17 protein-coding genes and 1 riboswitch are annotated in these 14,983 nt (G+C 72.0%); of the genes, 12 read left to right on the top strand and 5 right to left on the bottom strand.

What is annotated here, in order from left to right; all coding sequences use genetic code 11:
• Positions 1 to 46 precede the first annotated feature (46 nt).
• On the bottom strand, positions 47 to 685 hold the full coding sequence (locus ACFYS8_RS19320) for an MSMEG_1061 family FMN-dependent PPOX-type flavoprotein (protein WP_387642709.1): 639 nt from the start codon (positions 683 to 685) through the stop codon (positions 47 to 49).
• A gap of 42 nt (positions 686 to 727) precedes the next feature.
• Positions 728 to 979 (bottom strand): SCO4226 family nickel-binding protein, encoded by a 252-nt coding sequence (locus ACFYS8_RS19315; protein ID WP_387642708.1) that lies wholly within the window; start codon positions 977 to 979, stop codon positions 728 to 730.
• 149 nt (positions 980 to 1,128) lie between these two features.
• A riboswitch (FMN riboswitch) is annotated at positions 1,129 to 1,256 on the top strand.
• 183 nt (positions 1,257 to 1,439) lie between these two features.
• On the opposite strand from ACFYS8_RS19315, the gene ACFYS8_RS19310 reads away from it, so the two are divergent.
• The 10 genes from ACFYS8_RS19310 (at position 1,440) to ACFYS8_RS19265 (ending at position 9,872) form a co-directional block, all read left to right on the top strand.
• Positions 1,440 to 2,099 (top strand): riboflavin synthase, encoded by a 660-nt coding sequence (locus ACFYS8_RS19310; protein WP_387642707.1) that lies wholly within the window; start codon positions 1,440 to 1,442, stop codon positions 2,097 to 2,099.
• Between the two features lie 56 nt (positions 2,100 to 2,155).
• Positions 2,156 to 2,737, top strand: coding sequence for a nicotinamide riboside transporter PnuC (locus tag ACFYS8_RS19305; protein WP_387643031.1), 582 nt, complete (start codon positions 2,156 to 2,158; stop codon positions 2,735 to 2,737).
• Positions 2,734 to 3,999, top strand: a complete 1,266-nt coding sequence (locus tag ACFYS8_RS19300; protein ID WP_387642706.1) for a bifunctional 3,4-dihydroxy-2-butanone-4-phosphate synthase/GTP cyclohydrolase II — start codon at positions 2,734 to 2,736, stop codon at positions 3,997 to 3,999. The genes ACFYS8_RS19305 and ACFYS8_RS19300 overlap by 4 nt, the downstream gene beginning before the upstream one ends.
• 46 nt (positions 4,000 to 4,045) lie before the next feature.
• Entirely contained in the window at positions 4,046 to 4,531 is a 486-nt protein-coding gene (gene ribH, locus ACFYS8_RS19295; protein WP_387642705.1) for a 6,7-dimethyl-8-ribityllumazine synthase, read from the top strand.
• 105 nt (positions 4,532 to 4,636) lie between these two features.
• Positions 4,637 to 4,909, top strand: a complete 273-nt coding sequence (locus ACFYS8_RS19290) for a phosphoribosyl-ATP diphosphatase (protein WP_387642704.1) — start codon at positions 4,637 to 4,639, stop codon at positions 4,907 to 4,909.
• Between the two features lie 41 nt (positions 4,910 to 4,950).
• A complete protein-coding gene (gene hisG, locus ACFYS8_RS19285; RefSeq protein WP_387642703.1) occupies positions 4,951 to 5,799 on the top strand; it encodes an ATP phosphoribosyltransferase in 849 nt (282 codons plus the stop codon).
• 57 nt (positions 5,800 to 5,856) lie between these two features.
• Entirely contained in the window at positions 5,857 to 6,312 is a 456-nt protein-coding gene (locus tag ACFYS8_RS19280; protein WP_387642702.1) for a PH domain-containing protein, read from the top strand.
• A gap of 237 nt (positions 6,313 to 6,549) precedes the next feature.
• Positions 6,550 to 7,890, top strand: a complete 1,341-nt coding sequence (locus ACFYS8_RS19275; protein WP_387642701.1) for a hemolysin family protein — start codon at positions 6,550 to 6,552, stop codon at positions 7,888 to 7,890.
• Positions 7,887 to 8,936: a hemolysin family protein gene (locus tag ACFYS8_RS19270; protein ID WP_387642700.1), complete on the top strand. Its 1,050-nt coding sequence runs from the start codon at positions 7,887 to 7,889 to the stop codon at positions 8,934 to 8,936. Before ACFYS8_RS19275 ends, ACFYS8_RS19270 begins: the two co-directional genes overlap by 4 nt.
• A 153-nt stretch (positions 8,937 to 9,089) precedes the next feature.
• Positions 9,090 to 9,872 carry a hypothetical protein gene (locus ACFYS8_RS19265; RefSeq protein WP_387642699.1) on the top strand — a complete coding sequence of 261 codons (783 nt, stop codon included), beginning with the start codon at positions 9,090 to 9,092 and terminating at the stop codon, positions 9,870 to 9,872.
• Positions 9,873 to 9,878: 6 nt separating this feature from the next.
• Here the strand turns inward: ACFYS8_RS19265 and ACFYS8_RS19260 are convergent, their stop codons facing one another.
• Positions 9,879 to 10,766 (bottom strand): SDR family NAD(P)-dependent oxidoreductase, encoded by an 888-nt coding sequence (locus ACFYS8_RS19260; protein WP_387642698.1) that lies wholly within the window; start codon positions 10,764 to 10,766, stop codon positions 9,879 to 9,881.
• A gap of 68 nt (positions 10,767 to 10,834) precedes the next feature.
• Between ACFYS8_RS19260 and ACFYS8_RS19255 the strand changes: the two genes are divergently transcribed.
• Together ACFYS8_RS19255 and ACFYS8_RS19250 are read left to right on the top strand one after the other, a co-directional pair.
• Positions 10,835 to 11,500, top strand: a complete 666-nt coding sequence (locus ACFYS8_RS19255; protein WP_387642697.1) for a TetR/AcrR family transcriptional regulator — start codon at positions 10,835 to 10,837, stop codon at positions 11,498 to 11,500.
• A 63-nt stretch (positions 11,501 to 11,563) separates the two neighbouring features.
• Positions 11,564 to 12,142, top strand: coding sequence for a MarR family winged helix-turn-helix transcriptional regulator (locus ACFYS8_RS19250; RefSeq protein WP_387642696.1), 579 nt, complete (start codon positions 11,564 to 11,566; stop codon positions 12,140 to 12,142).
• A 31-nt stretch (positions 12,143 to 12,173) separates the two neighbouring features.
• Here ACFYS8_RS19250 and ACFYS8_RS19245 read toward each other — a convergent pair whose 3' ends face one another.
• Both ACFYS8_RS19245 and ACFYS8_RS19240 read right to left on the bottom strand, forming a co-directional pair.
• Positions 12,174 to 14,009 carry an AAA family ATPase gene (locus tag ACFYS8_RS19245; protein ID WP_387643030.1) on the bottom strand — a complete coding sequence of 612 codons (1,836 nt, stop codon included), beginning with the start codon at positions 14,007 to 14,009 and terminating at the stop codon, positions 12,174 to 12,176.
• Between the two features lie 316 nt (positions 14,010 to 14,325).
• The gene (locus tag ACFYS8_RS19240) at positions 14,326 to 14,949 is read right to left on the bottom strand and encodes a uridine kinase (protein WP_387642695.1); all 624 of its coding nucleotides are present in this window, start codon (positions 14,947 to 14,949) and stop codon (positions 14,326 to 14,328) included.
• Between the last annotated feature and the right edge of the window lie 34 nt (positions 14,950 to 14,983).

Raw genomic sequence — 14,983 nt, 5'->3', positions numbered from 1 at the left:
TTCCAGCATGCACGAGCCGCCGCACCACCCCTCCGGCGGGTGCGGCTCACTCGTAGCGCAGCCGCAGCGACTCCTCCTCTGCGGCCAGGATGTGCTCCAGCGTCAGCGCCGGGTCGCCCAGGTGGGAGAGCGTGACCTCGGCGGACGTGGGTGCCGCGTCGGCGGGCAGCCACTGCTCCGGGCGCCAGGCCGAGCTGCGCATGAGCGCCTTCGGGCAGTGCTGGTAGACCTCGTCCGTCGCGACCACGATCGCGGTGCGCGGCGGCTTGCCGACGGCGGTCAACTGCGCCAGCAGCTGCGGGTCCTCGCTGATGCAGGCCCGGCCGTTGACGCGCAGGGTGGACGCCCGGCCGGGGACGAGGAAGATCAACCCGGCCTTTCCGGTGGCGATGATGTTGTGCGTGCTGTCGAGGCGCTTGTTGCCGGTGGCGTCCGGGACGGCGATGGTCCGCTCGTCCAGGACGGAGACGAAACCGGGCGGGCCGCCGCGCGGGGTGGCGTCGCAGTTGCCGTCCGCGTCGGCGGTGGCGAGGAACACCAGCGAGGAGCAGCCGATCAGCCGGCGCGCCGCGTCGTGCAGGTGGTCGACCTGCTTGCGCCGCACCAGCTCGCTCGGCTGCTCGTAGATGTCCCGGAGGCGGGCCGGGTCGCGGATCGCGTCCGCGGCGAGGGCGTCGAAGATCACGTGATCCGACACTACCCCCGCCCACCCGCCTGCGGGAGGGGGTCAGATCTGCAGCGGAACCGGGTGCACCTCGTCCGCCGGGTGCCCGGTGCGCTCGTGCACGCGCTGGACGGCCTCCTTGGACGGCGCGGACGACAGGCAGTAGACGGTGCCGGACTCCGGGTCGGCCCAGGCCTGCTGGAACTTCACACCCTCCTGCGCCTGCGCCGCCAGGTCCGCCTCGTGCGCGGCCTTCAACTGGTCGGCGGTGATGCCCTTCATCCCGTGGTGGACGTCCATGTACATCGTCGTCATCGTGGCTCAACTCCTCGGCCGGGAGCCACCGGTGCGAAAAGTGGCTCATTCCCACCCTGCGACCGCGACGTGAAGCAGGCCACAGGACACGTTCTTGCCTAGGACGTCCATGCGCGTGCAAGAATGCTGGTGAAGTAGCAGTGACGTTCAGCGCACTCCGGGGTCGGTGAAATTCCGAGCCGGCGGTTACAGTCCGCGACCCGTCCGCAGCCAGCGGCCGGTTGACCAGGTGAAATTCCTGGACCGACGGTTAAAGTCCGGATGGGAGGCGTGCGCGGCGGACAGGTGTGTTCACACCACGGCCCAGGGCCGGGGTGCGGACGCACGGCTTTTCGGCGTCGAACCCGTGCCACGACCATGCCGGTCGGGGCTCCGCGGGGGCGTTCCCGGCTTGCCACGTCCGCAGTCAACTCCCTATCGCCGCCCCGGAGTCCGCGCCCCTAGCGCGAGGAGAACCCGGGTGTTCACCGGCATCATCGAAGAGCTCGGCGAGGTCGTCTCCATCGAGGAGATCGGCGAATCCTCGCGAATCCGCCTACGTGGCCCACTGGTCACCGCGGATGTCCGCCACGGCGACTCCGTCGCGGTCAACGGCGTGTGTCTCACCGTCGTCGACGACAGCGAACAACTGGCCAAGCACGAGGGCGAGTTCAGCGCCGACGTGATGCGCGAGACGCTCCGCCGCTCCAGCCTCGGCGCGCTGCGCCCCGGCTCGCGGGTCAACCTGGAACGGGCGATGGCGCTCGGTGACCGGCTCGGCGGCCACCTGGTGCAGGGCCACGTCGACGCCACCGGCACCCTGCTCTCGCGCGACCCGGGCGACCTGGACGCGGACGGGAATCCGCGCTGGGAGGTGCTGCGTTTCTCCCTGCCGCAGCCGATTTCGCGCTACCTGGTGGAGAAGGGGTCGATCACCGTGGACGGAGTGAGCCTCACCGTGGTCGAGGCCGCCCGCGACACCTTCACCGTCTCGCTGATCCCCGCCACGCTCGCCCTGACCACGCTCGGGGTGAAGGCGGTGGGCGACCCCGTCAACCTGGAGGTGGACGTGCTCGCCAAGTACGTGGAACGACTGCTCGAAAACCGTGCACTGCCCGACACCCTGGGGGAATCCAAGTGAGCGCGATCGCCAATTGGACTTTCAACGCCTTCGACGAGCAGGTGAAGGTCGCCGACATGATCGGCAACCTGATAGGGCTCGCCGGACTGGCCTTCGGCTGGCGCCGCTCGGTGCTCACCTGGCCCGCCCAGCTGCTGGCCGGCTCCGTGCTGATCAGCGTGTACCTCGGCGCGCAGGTCCCCGGACTGATCGGCAAGCAGGCGATCGTCGTGGTCGCCGCGATCTGGGGCTGGACCCAGTGGAGCCGCGGCCGCCGTGACACCGGCGAGATCGCCGTCCGCTTCGCCGGCTGGCGCGAGCGGATCGTGCTGATCGCCGCCACCGCGGCCGGCACCGCCGCCGTCGCCGCGCTGTTCAACGCCTACCCGAAGCTGTCCTGGAACCCGCTGCTGGACGCGTACATCTTCACCGGCACGCTGGCCGCGATGTACGCGCAGGCCAAGGGCTGGGTGGAGTTCTGGTTCGCCTGGATCGCCGTCGACGTGATCAGCGTGCCGTACAGCTACGCCCACGGCTACGTGTTCTCCGCGCTCACCTTCACCATCTACTTCGTCCTGGTGGTGGCCGGCCTGGTCAGCTGGTGGACGAAGGCCCGTACCGTCCGAACCGTCCCGCTCGCGAAGGAAGTTGCCGCATGAGCGCCGACCAGCCCGAAGAACCCCTCGCGCTCGACCCCGTGGAACGCGCCATCGCCGACATCGCGCTCGGCCGCGCCGTGATCGTGGTCGACGACGAGGACCGCGAGAACGAGGGCGACATCATGTTCGCCGCGTCCGCCGCAACCCCCGAGCTGATGGCCTTCACCGTCCGCTACAGCTCCGGCGTGATCTGCGTCCCGATGACCGGCGAGGACCTCGACCGGCTCAAGCTGCCGCCGATGACCCACGTCAACGAGGACCGCAAGGGCACCGCCTACGCCGTCTCGGCGGACGCCCGCGAGGGCGTGGACACCGGCATCTCCGCCGCCGACCGGGCCCGCACCGTCCGGCTGCTGGCCTCGCCCGGCACCGAAGCCGGCGACCTCACCCGGCCCGGCCACGTCTTCCCGCTGCGGGCCGTGGACGGCGGCGTGCTGGTGCGCCCCGGGCACACCGAGGCCACCGTCGACCTGGTCCGGCTGGCCGGCCTCGCCCCCGCCGGGGCGATCGCCGAGGTCGTCAACGACGACGGCAGCATGGCCCGGCTGCCCGAACTGCACGCCTTCGCCCGCGAGCACGGCCTGGCGATCATCTCCATCGCGGACCTGATCGCCTACCGGCGCCGCACCGAACTGCACGTCGACCGCGCCGCCGTCACCGCACTGCCCACCGACCACGGCGAGTTCACCGCCGTCGGCTACCGCGGCACCCTCGACGGCGCCGAGCACCTGGCCCTGGTGGCCGGCGGCCTGGACGCCGACGGGAAGATCCCCGAAGGCGAGGACGTCCTGGTGCGGGTGCACTCCGAGTGCCTGACCGGCGACGTGTTCAGCTCGCTGCGCTGCGACTGCGGCCCGCAGCTGCACGCCTCGCTGCGCGCCGTCGCCGACGCCGGCCGCGGCGTGGTGCTCTACCTGCGCGGCCACGAGGGCCGCGGCATCGGCCTGGCCCACAAGCTGCGCGCCTACGAGCTCCAGGAGCAGGGCCGCGACACCGTCGACGCCAACCTCGACCAGGGGCTGCCCGTCGACGCCCGCGACTACTCGATCGCCGCGCAGATGCTCGCCGACCTCGGCGTGCGCTCGCTCACCCTGCTCTCCAACAACCCGGCCAAGCAGACCGCGCTCACCGAGCACGGCCTGAAGGTCGCCGCGCGCCGCCCGCTGCCCACCGCCACCGGAGCGCACAACCTGCGCTACCTGCGTACCAAGCGCGACCGGATGGGTCACGACCTGCCGTGGCTCGAGGACGACAGCAAGTAACCGTAGTAACAAGAGTCCTGACGCACCGTCGAAAGAGGATCGTGACATGGCCGGCCACGGAGCACCCAACCTGTCCCTGAAGAACTGCGCCGACCTGCGGGTCGCGATCATCGCCGCGCAGTGGCACGAGCAGGTGATGAACGGACTGCTGGACGGCGCGCACCGCGCGCTGAAGGAGGTCGGGATCGAGGCGCCGACCGTGGTGCAGGTCCCCGGCACCTTCGAACTTCCGGTCGCCGCCAAGCAGTTGGCCGGCCGCGGGTACGACGCGATCGTGGCGCTGGGCGTGGTGCTGCGCGGCGGCACCGCGCACTTCGACTACGTCTGCCAGGGCGCGACGCTCGGCCTGACCCAGGTCGCGGTGGACACCGGCGTCCCGATCGGCTTCGGCGTGCTGACCTGCGACACCGAGGAGCAGGCGCTGGACCGCGCCGGGCTGCCCGACTCCGTCGAGGACAAGGGCCACGAGGCGGCCACCGCCGCCGTCGCCACCGCCGCGGCGCTGCGCGAGGTGGTCGAGCCCTGGCGTTGAAATGGTCATCGCACCGTGGACGGTCCGTTCCGATGTCCAACGGACTGTCCACGGTGCGGAACCGTTTACCGCCCGTCAGCCCGCACCCCGTAAGGTGAGGTCATCATGGCTTCCAAGACATTCGAGGCGCTCTTCACCGAGCTCCAGCAGAAGGCCGCCACCGGCGACCCCGAGACCTCCCGCACCGCCCAGCTCGTGCAGCAGGGCGTTCATGCCATCGGCAAGAAGGTCGTCGAGGAGGCCGCCGAGGTCTGGATGGCCGCGGAATACCAGTCGCCCGAAGAAGCGGCGGAGGAGATCTCCCAGCTCCTCTACCACGCCCAGGTGATGATGATCGCCCGCGGGCTGACGCTCGAAGACGTCTACAAGTACCTGTAAATCCCCACCACCGCACGCAGTCGACGAAGGGTTCGCCTCTCATGCTCCGCATCGCCGTCCCCAACAAGGGTTCGCTCTCGGGTCCCGCGGCGGAGATGCTCCATGAGGCCGGATACCGGCAGCGCAAGGACGCCAAGGAACTCGTCCTGGTCGACCCGGACAACCAGGTCGAGTTCTTCTTCCTGCGCCCGCGCGACATCGCCGTCTACGTCGGCTCCGGCCGGCTCGACGTCGGCATCACCGGCCGCGACCTGCTGCTGGACTCCGCCTCGGTCGCCGAGGAGGTGCTCGCGCTCGGCTTCGCCGCCTCGACCTTCCGGTTCGCCAGGCCGGTCGGCGCCGAGATCTCCACCGTCCAGGACCTGGACGGCCTGCGGATCGCCACCTCCTACACCGGCCTGGTCGAGCAGCACCTCGCCGAGCACGGCGTGAAGGCCACCGTCACCAAGCTGGACGGCGCCGTGGAGACCGCCGTGCACCTGGGCGTCGCCGAGGTGATCGCCGACGTGGTGGAGACCGGCACCAGCCTGCGCAACGCCGGCCTCGAGGTGTTCGGCGACCCGATCCTGGTCTCCGACGCCGTGGTGATCCGGCCCAAGGGCGCCGGCGAGGACCCCGCCGTCGAGCAGTTCCTGCGCCGCCTGCAGGGCGTGCTGGTGGCCCGCCGCTACGTGCTGATGGACTACGACATCAAGGCCGAGAACGTCGGCGCGGCCGTCGCGCTCACCCCCGGCCTGGAGTCGCCGACCGTCTCGCCGCTGCACACCGCGGGCTGGGTCGCGGTCCGCTCCATGGTGCTCCGCAAGGAGGCCCAGCGGATCATGGACGACCTGTGGGCGATCGGCGCCCGCGCCATCCTGGTCACCAACATCCACGCCTGCCGCATCTGATCCGACCTCGGGCGGGTCCACCTCTCCGGTGGCCCCGCCCTTTTCCGGGAGCCACCCGTGTCTGTGTCCACCCCCGCCTCCGCCGTCCTGCCCGTGACCTGGGCCCCCCGCCGCAACCGCGCCGTGCTGCTCACGCTGTGCGCCGTGATGGTGGTGCTGTTCACCGTGCTCGCCGTCGCGCTGCCGGAGAACTGGCTGTTCAGGGACCGGGCGATGATGGTGATCAGCGGACTGCTGTTCGCCGGGGTCGGACTGATGCTGGCCCGGCCCAAGGTGGTCGCCGACGCCGACGGGCTGACCGTGGTCAACTTCGTCCGCAGCCGCCGCCTGTCCTGGGCCGAGATCGTCCGGGTCAACCTCAAGCACGGCGACCCGTGGGTGATGCTCGACCTCGCCGACGGCACCGCGCTGGCCGCCGTCGGCATCCAGCCCGCCGGCGGCCGCGACCAGGCCGTCACGGCCGCCCGCACGCTGCGCGACCTGGTCGAGGAACACGGCGCGAAGCAGGCCTGACGAGCCCCCCGGCAGGCGGTCGAGCGGGCCTGACGCGGGCCCCGGCCGTCCGCCGAGCAGGCCCCGAGAACCGTTCCGGTATCGTCTACGCTGGTAAAACCGCGGCAAAGCCCCCATGTGTCCAGCTTTCCGCGCCCACCCGCGACCTGAGGAGTGACACCTCCCCTCGATGGACGATCCGTCCGGTAGTACCCGCGCCGCCACGCACATTCCGAGCCAGAAAAGGCGGGCGGCCCGATGACCACCGCCTGGCTCCTGCTGCTCGCGGCATTCCTGCTCATCCTCGCCAACGGCCTGTTCGTGGCCGCCGAGTTCGCGTTCGTGACCGCTGACCGCGGCACCGTGGAACGCGCCGCGGCCACCGGTGACAGCCGGGCGAAGAGCCTCTCCAAGGCCCTGCACCAGCTGTCCTTCCAGCTCTCCGGCGCCCAGCTCGGCATCACCATCACCTCACTGGTGGTCGGCATGCTCGCCGAGCCGGCGCTGTCCACCCTGCTCTCGCCGGTGTTCACCGCCGTCGGCCTGCCCGACGCGGCGGCCCGCGGCACCGCGCTGATCGTCGGCCTGGTGCTCGCCACCGTGCTGCAGATGGTGATCGGCGAACTCGTCCCGAAGAACTGGGCGATCTCCCACCCGATGCAGGTCGCCTACGCCGTGGTCGGACCGCAGCGCGTGTTCTCCGCCGCCTGCCGCCCGCTGATCGCGTTCCTGAACGGCTCCGCCGACCGGATCGTCCGGGCCTTCGGCGTCGAACCGCAGGAGGAACTCGGTCACGCCCGCACCGCCGACGAACTCGTCGCGCTCGCCCGGCACTCCTACCAGGCCGGCGCGATGGACGAGGAGTCGACCGTCCTGTTCGTGCGCACCCTCGGCCTGCGCGAGCTGACCGCCGAATCCGTGATGACCCCGCGGATCGACGTCTCCGCGCTCCAGGAGGACGCCACCGCCGGCGACGTGCTCAACCTCACCCGGGCCACCGGGCTGAGCCGCTTCCCGGTGTACAGCGACAGCCTGGACAACGTCACCGGCACCGTCACGCTCAAGGACGCCCTCGCCGTCCCCGCCGCGCGCCGCGACCACACCAAGGTCCGGCACCTGGCCTCTCCGCCGCTGCTGGTCCCCGAGACGCTGCCCGTCGAGCGGCTGCTCGACCTGCTGCGCGGCCGCGAACCGATGGCCGTGGTGGTCGACGAGTACGGCGGCACCGCCGGCGTCGCCACCATCGAGGACATCGTCGAAGAGGTGGTCGGCGAGGTCCAGGACGAGCACGACCCCGAGGACACGCCCGACCTGCGCCCGCTCGAGCCGCAGGACGGACTGCCGGTCTGGGACGCCGACGGCCGGGCCCGGCTCGATCAGCTCGCCAAGATCGGCCTGCACGCCCCCGACGGACCGTACGAGACCCTCGGCGGACTGCTCTCCGACCTGCTCGGCAAGCTCCCCGCCGTCGGCGAGAGCGCCGAACTGCCGGACTGGAAGCTGACCGTGACCGCCGTCGACCGGCACCGCACCAGCCGGGTCGAGGTGCGCCGCATCCACTCCGAGAACGAGAACGACGACCAGGACGGTCACCGATGAGCGCCCTGCAACTCGCCTTCTCGCTGTTCCTGCTGCTCGGCAACGCGTTCTTCGTCGGCGCCGAGTTCGCCGTCATCTCGGTGCGCCGCAGCCAGATCGAACCGCTCGCCGAGGCCGGCGACAAGCGCGCCCGCACCGTGCTGCACGCGCTGTCCAACGTCTCCGCGATGCTGGCCGCCGCCCAGCTCGGCATCACCGTCTGCTCGCTGCTGCTCGGCGCGCTCGCCGAGCCGACCATCGCGCACCTGCTGGAGCCCGCCTTCCACGCGGCCGGCGTGCCCGACTCGGCGATCCACCTGCTCAGCTACGCCATCGCGCTCAGCCTGGTGGTGTTCCTGCACATGGTGATCGGCGAGATGGTGCCGAAGAACCTGGCGCTGGCCGGACCGGAGAAGGCCGTGCTGTGGCTCGGCCCGCCGCTGGACCGCCTCGCCCGCTGGCTGGCCCCGGCGATCAGCTTCCTGAACGCCTTCGCCAACGGCGTGCTGCGGCTGTTCCGGGTCGAGCCCAAGGACGAGGTCAACTCGGTGTTCACCAGCGAACAGCTGCTGCACCTGCTGGCCGACTCCGGCGAGGCCGGCCTGCTGGACGACACCCGCCGCGAACGCCTGGAGGACGCCCTGGAGATGGGCAGCCGCCCCGTCACCGAGGTGCTGCTGCCCGCCGACCAGCTGGTCACCGTCGGTCGGGACGTCACCGCCGAGCAGATCCAGGAACTGGCCGTCCGCACCGGCTTCTCGCGCTTCCCGGTCACCGACGAACAGGACGCCGTGCTCGGCTACCTGCACGTCAAGGACTCGCTGGAGGTCGACGACCTGACCGCGCCCGTTCCCGACCGGCTGTGGCGGCCGATCACCGTGCTGCGCCCCGGCCTGCCGCTGGACGACGCGCTCGCCGCGATGCGCCGCGCCGCCGCCCACCTGGCCGCGGTGGTCGACGCGGACGGCAACCAGCTCGGCCTGGTCGCCCTGGAGGACGTCCTGGAGGAACTGGTGGGCGAGGTCCACGACCCCGACCACCGCCCCCCGTCGGCCACCCAGCGCTGACCACCCGCCCCGGCCCCGTCGCAGTCAGCTGCGGCGGGGCCGAGGCGTGTCCGGGGGCCTGCCCTAAACGGGGTGCGGGGCCCGATCGGCCGCTGACATACTGCGTCGGCCGATTGCCCACGGACCGGCCGGTCCGCCACCGAAGGAACCCCGATGTCCAGCTTCGACGTGCTCGTCGTCCTGCCGCCGATGCCGCCCGAGCAGTACGAGGCCGCACTGGCCGAGGTGATGGAGCCGTACAACGCCCAGGACGGCAGGTACGACGAGGAGGACCCCAACGGCGTCCCCTGGGTCGAGGAGCTGAGGGCGGGCGGAGCGCTGCCGCAGGACGTCGAACTGACCTGGGCACAGGTCGCCGACGCGTACAACGCGGCCCACGGATACGAACTGCCGCACCACAAGGCGCTGTACCTCGACGGGAACGGCCGGGGGTTCTGGCAGCGGGAGTGGAACCCGAACGGCCAGTGGGACCGCAAGCTCCAGGGCCGGCTCGAGGGCCGGTACTTCCTGCACCGGCCGGAGGCGGCCGGCGACCCGCGGCTGTGGAACAGCTGGTTCGAGGGATACCCCGACCGCGACCCGCTGCGCGGGCTGCCCTGGCGCTGCGACGGCGGCCCGCGCGGCCTGCTGGACTTCGACGCGCTGCGCGACGCCCTCGGTCGGCGCGCCGGGGAGGACTACGACGCGTGGCTGCCCGGCCGCGGTGACGATCCGATGAAGTGGCCGGTCAGATTCGCCGGGAGCCGCGCCGAGACCGTCGCCCGGGCCCGCGCCTCCGCCGTCGCCGGCTACGCGCTGGTGCGGCTGGACGGCACCTGGACCGACTACCTCGACTGGCCCCACGACAATCCCGAGGGCTACCAGCAGTACGTCGACGCCTACCTGGACGCCATCGACCCGGACGCCGTGGTACTGGCCGTCAACTGCCACTCCTGAACGGGCTCACCGCGCCGCCGGCAGCTCCACCGGGTACGGCTCGGCGAAGTCGGCGGAGCGGCTGACCTGCTCCCAGGCGGTGGCCTCGGCGAGCTGGCGGCGGGAGTACTCGAGGGCCATGGTCACCGCGTTCACGCCGAGCAGCAGGTGGCTGGGGAGCTCGCCGCCGCGGACCGTGCGGACGATGATCTCGGCGGCGCGCTCCGGGTCTCCGGCGGTGCCGGCCTCGCCCTGGCGCATCCGGCGGTTCATCGCGCCGACCGTCTGGTCGTAGGCCTCGGGGACGGGGTGTGCGGTCATCGAGGCGCCGGCCCAGTCGGTGGCGAAACCGCTCGGTTCGACCACCAGGTAGCGGATGCCGAACGGCGCGGTCTCGGCGGCCAGGGTGCGGGTGAAGCCGTCCACCGCGAACTTGGCGGCCTGGTAGGAGGCGATGCCGGGGGAGCCGCCGACCCGCCCGCCGACCGAGGAGAACTGCACGACGGTGCCCGACCCCTGGCGGCGCAGGGCGGGCAGGGCGGCCTTCGTCACGTGGTAGACGCCCCAGAAGTTGGTCTCGAACTGGGCGCGGAAGTCGGCGTCGTCCGAGGTCTCCACCGGCGAGACGTTCGCGTAGCCGGCGTTGTTCACCAGCACGTCGATGCGGCCGAAGCGGGCGAGCGCGGCGTCGATCGCCGCCTGCGCCGCGGTGGGGTCGGTGACGTCCAGCGGGACGGTGAGGATGCGGTCGCCGTACTCGGCCAGTTCCGCGGCGAGCGGCTCGGGGCGGCGGGCGGTGGCGACGACCAGGTCGCCCGCGTCGAGGACGGCGGTGACCAGGGCGCGGCCGAAGCCGCGGGACGAACCGGTGATGAACCAGACCTGCTGCTGGGTGGTGCGCGTTTCTTCGCTCATGGGTTTAGTACAACACTGTTCTCTTATTAACGCAACGCCGTTGCGTTAGCGACTCCTAGAATGGCCCCATGACTCAGCCAGCCTTCCAACGTGCCCGCAGTGCCGAGGCCAAGCAGGCGCGCGAAGGGGCGATCCTGGACGCGGCCCGGGTGCTCGGCGAGGGGCGCGGCATCCGCGACGTCACGCTCACCGACATCGCCGCCGAGGTGGGCATGCACAAGTCGGCGCTGCTGCGGTACTTCGAGACCAGGGAGCAGATCTTCCTCGAACTCACCGCCCAGGGCTGGCGGGAGTGGTCCGGCGCGCTGCGCGCCGGCCTCGAGGCCCGGGAGCGGGCCACGCCCGCCGAGGTCGCCGAGCTGCTCGCCGCCACGCTGTCGGCCCGCCCGATGTTCTGCGACCTGCTCGCGCAGGCCCCGCTCAACCTGGAGCGCAACGTCTCGCTGGAGGCGGTGCGCACCTTCAAGCTCGTCACGCTGGACGAAGTCGCCCTGATAGGCGTTGAGTTGAACCGCCTGCTCGGCCTGACGGAGCAGCAGGTGCTCGACCTGGCCGCCACCGCCACCGGCATGGCCGGCGCCCTGTGGCAGATGGCCACCCCCGGCCCGCGCCTCCAGGCTCTCTACGCGGGCGACCCCCGCCTCGGCCACGCGATCGTCGAGGTCGAACCCCGGCTGCGCCGCATCCTCGCCGCCTACCTCACCGGCACGGCGCCGGACGCCCCTGCGGCGTGAGACGGTGCGCCGCGGCCCCTCCAGTAGCATTTCGTTCGGCCGAACTGAAGGCATGGAGGGCGCGTGCAGCCGTCAAGGGATCAACTCCTCTCGGAACTCGCCGACGCGGGACGGGAGTTCAGCAACGCTGCGGTGATGCACCACGCGGCCGTCAGTGAACTGCTGGGCCTGAGCACGGCCGAGGAGAAGACGCTCGACCTCGTCCGGCGCGACGCCCCACTGACCGCCGGCGATCTGGCCGCGCGCACCGGACTCGCCCCCGCCACCGTCACCGGGCTGGTCGAGCGGCTCGAACGCAAGGGCTTCATTCAGCGGTCCCGGGACGCCAAGGACCGGCGCCGGGTGCTTCTGGAGACCGTCCCCGGCCTCGAAGTCGTGCTCGCCCCGCTCTTCGCGCCCTTCGCCGCCGGTGTCGCCGAACTCCACCACCAGTACCCGGACGCGGAACTCGCCACGATCCTCGACTTCCTGCGCCGCGCCGCCGGCCTCCAGCGCGAGGCCACCTCCGGTCTCGTCGCCGACTTCCAGCCGGAGGCCACTGACGGTCTCGCCACTGACGCCCAGCCCGGGGCCGCAGACGTCCAGCCCGAGGCCGCAGACGTCCGGCCCGGGGCCGCCGGCGGTCTCGCCGAGGAGAACTGACGGCTCAGGCCTGGCGCGTGGCCGGGTGGCGTCACTGCCGCCCGTCGATCAGCTCGCCGTACGCCTGGAGGAGATCCGGCAGCCGCAGCGTCGCCAGATCCTCCCGGGAGGGGACGCCGCGCTGGCCGGAGAGCCGCAAGTCCCGGTAGGCGCAGGACTTTTCGTACAGGGTGCGGATGAACCGGCCGTTGCCGAGCTGGTCGATCCAGCCCTCGGTGACCACGTGGCCGCAGATCGAGGTCAGCTCCTCGGCCGCGTCCACGTCCCACTCGTCGCCGTCCGTCCGCGCCAACTGGGCGCCGATCTCCGCGAGTTCGGCCGGGCGGTAGGACGGGAAGTCGACCCGGGTGGTGAACCGCGAGTTCAGGCCCGGGTTGGTCGCCAGCAGCCGGTTCATGCCCTCGGGGTAACCGGCCAGGATCACCACCAGCCGGTCCCGGTTGTCCTCGGCCCGCTTCAGCAGCACCTGCAGCGCCTCGTCGCCGAACGCGTCGCCCTTGCTGTAGCCGGAGTTGGCCAGCGAGTACGCCTCGTCGATGAACAGCACGCCGTCCAGCGCCGAGTCGATCAGCTCGTTCGCCTTCACCGCCGTCTGCCCGAGGAACTCGCCCACCAGGTCGGCTCGTTGGGCCTCCACCAGATGATCCCCGGAGAGCAGCCCGAGCGCGTGGAAGACCCGGCCGAGGATCCGCGCCACCGTGGTCTTGCCGGTGCCCGACGGCCCGGAGAACACGAAGTGCCGTTTCGGCGGCTGCACCGGCAGCCCCCGGTCCGCGCGCAGCCGCGCCATCCGCAACTGCGCCGACAGCGCCCGGACCTGACGCTTCACCGGGTCCAGGCCGACCATCGCCTCCAGCTCCGCCAGCGCCTGGTCCAGCTCCAGCCGGGCGGCCGGCCCCGGATTCGGCCCGGTGGGCGGAATCGCCGCCGCCGCGGGCCAGTTGCCCAGCCGCAGGGGTAACGGCGAAGTGCCGGACGCCCGTTCGGCCAGCTGCCCGCCGCGCGGCTCCCCGGCCGGCGGCTGGGCCCGCTCCGGCCCGCCGTCCTCCGCCGGATCGAACGCGGCATCCGCCAACTCGACGGCGGCCTCCACCGCGGCGCCCCGGTACTCGCCGTACGACTCGCCGTACGACTCGCCGTACGCCGCGCCGTCCAGCAGCCCGTCCTCGGCGGAAATCGCCGCCAGCCGCTGCTCGGTGTCCATGAACGCCGGATCGGTCCGGTGCACCGCCCGGTACAGCGGCAGCGCCGCCGCGGTGCGCCCCGCGCCCTCGTACGCCCGGCCCAGCCAGTAGCGCAACTCCTTGCGCTGCGGCTGCTCGGAGCGGCAGCGGGCCAGCGAGGCCGCCAGCGGGCGCTGCGCCTGCGCGCACATGTCGAGCCGGACCCGGGCCATCCCCGCGAACAGGCCGGCCTCGATGCCCAGCACCGGATCGTCCAACAACCGGTCGGTGTCCCGGATCAGCTGCTCCCAGTCCTTCAACAGGTAGCAGCGGCAGGCGTGCAGGAAACGCACCGCCGGCTCCTGCTCCGGCGTCGGACATTCCGTCAACGCCTGGTCCAGCTCGGTGAGATGACGCCCGTCCAGCCAGTGCGAGGCGTACGCCAGCGCGAGATCCTGCGCGCTCTCCAACACCGGCTGCACCCACCAGCCCAGCCAGTACCAGGAACTGAGCGGACGGCGGTGCCGCTCGCGCTGCTCGCCGAACCGCTCCCGGTGCCGGTGCATCGCCAGCAGCGCGCCCGCGGTGTCGCTGCGCAGCGCGTGCAGGCCCAACCAGGCGTCCGCCATGCCGGGATCGATCCGCACCGCCGCCCGGAACTCCTCCTCGGCGCGGGCGTACGAGCCGGCCGTGTAGGCGTCCATGGCACGCGACCAGGAGCGGTCGGCCTCCGGATCCGGCCCCGCCGCGGCGGGCCCCTTGCCGCCGGAACTCTCCACCGTCACTGACGCCCCCCGCCAGACCTCGGGCCGCTTACAAACGGGCCTGCGTGGGCATGGTACCGGCGCGGAGCTGATCCGTAAGGGTGCCGCGCGTGTCAAATGGCGCGAGACGATCGGGTGTTGGGGCGCGGGGCGCCGCCCGGCGCGAAGGAAAACGGCGTCTCCGACTCACGGGGGAACAAGTCGGAGACGCCGGTCTATGGTTGCGGATTCAACTGATTTCCGCGACAAGCAGAACTTAGATCCTGACGACGCCGCAGGTCAAGAGTGGTTCAACCGGTTCACTCAGGGTGTCCCCGACGATCCGCCCGGTGATCCCGTCGACCCGCAGCGAAGCGAACGGGCGGCTCGGATCGGCGGCGAAATGCGCCCGCTCCGCCGGCGCCCAACCCGCCCAGAACTCGGCCAGTTCCGGACCGTCGCGCAGCTCCCCGCGCGCCCGCGCCGCCGCCGCGTCCAGCTCCATCCACAGCAGCGCCGCCAGCGCCGGACGCACCGCCCGCCGGCCCGCGCCCACCCCCTCCAGCAGCACCACCGGGGCCGGCGGCACCTCGCGCACCGGGCCGAACTCCCGCGCCGTCCAGTCGTACACGCCGTGTCGGGCCGCCTCGCCCCGCCCCAGCGGATCCAGCACCTGGGCCCGCAGGCGGCCCACCCAGCCGAACGGCTCCCGGTGGGTCGCCAGATCGTCCAGGTGCACCACCGGCGCACCGCCGAGCGCCGCCGCGAGCCGCCCCGCGAAGGTGGTCTTGCCGGAACCGGCGTGCCCGTCCACCGCGACCAGCCGCACCGGGCCCAGCGACGGCGGCAGCGCGAGCAGGCCCGCGGCCAGCGCGGACAGGTCGGGGAAGGCATCGCTCATCCGGCCAGCCTACGTGGCCGGGAAGGGCTCTCCC

The organism is Kitasatospora sp. NPDC004615, assembly GCF_042873545.1.
GTDB lineage: Bacteria > Actinomycetota > Actinomycetes > Streptomycetales > Streptomycetaceae > Kitasatospora.
The sequence above is the reverse complement of the archived record's forward strand: the minus strand, read 5'-3'. Positions and strand labels throughout refer to the sequence as shown.

Bases quoted from the DNA above. Each gene is read 5' to 3' on its own strand.
- ACFYS8_RS19300 (WP_387642706.1), top strand. From the start codon at position 2,734: ATGAGCGCCGACCAGCCCGAAGAACCCCTCGCGCTCGACCCCGTGGAA.
- ACFYS8_RS19245 (WP_387643030.1), bottom strand. From the start codon at position 14,009: ATGGACGCCTACACGGCCGGCTCGTACGCCCGCGCCGAGGAGGAGTTC.
- ACFYS8_RS19270 (WP_387642700.1), top strand. From the start codon at position 7,887: ATGAGCGCCCTGCAACTCGCCTTCTCGCTGTTCCTGCTGCTCGGCAAC.
- ACFYS8_RS19275 (WP_387642701.1), top strand. From the start codon at position 6,550: ATGACCACCGCCTGGCTCCTGCTGCTCGCGGCATTCCTGCTCATCCTC.
- hisG (WP_387642703.1), top strand. From the start codon at position 4,951: ATGCTCCGCATCGCCGTCCCCAACAAGGGTTCGCTCTCGGGTCCCGCG.
- ACFYS8_RS19315 (WP_387642708.1), bottom strand. From the start codon at position 979: ATGACGACGATGTACATGGACGTCCACCACGGGATGAAGGGCATCACC.
- ACFYS8_RS19240 (WP_387642695.1), bottom strand. From the start codon at position 14,949: ATGAGCGATGCCTTCCCCGACCTGTCCGCGCTGGCCGCGGGCCTGCTC.
- ACFYS8_RS19265 (WP_387642699.1), top strand. From the start codon at position 9,090: ATGTCCAGCTTCGACGTGCTCGTCGTCCTGCCGCCGATGCCGCCCGAG.
- ACFYS8_RS19290 (WP_387642704.1), top strand. From the start codon at position 4,637: ATGGCTTCCAAGACATTCGAGGCGCTCTTCACCGAGCTCCAGCAGAAG.
- ACFYS8_RS19255 (WP_387642697.1), top strand. From the start codon at position 10,835: ATGACTCAGCCAGCCTTCCAACGTGCCCGCAGTGCCGAGGCCAAGCAG.
- ACFYS8_RS19305 (WP_387643031.1), top strand. From the start codon at position 2,156: ATGATCGGCAACCTGATAGGGCTCGCCGGACTGGCCTTCGGCTGGCGC.
- ribH (WP_387642705.1), top strand. From the start codon at position 4,046: ATGGCCGGCCACGGAGCACCCAACCTGTCCCTGAAGAACTGCGCCGAC.
- ACFYS8_RS19260 (WP_387642698.1), bottom strand. From the start codon at position 10,766: ATGAGCGAAGAAACGCGCACCACCCAGCAGCAGGTCTGGTTCATCACC.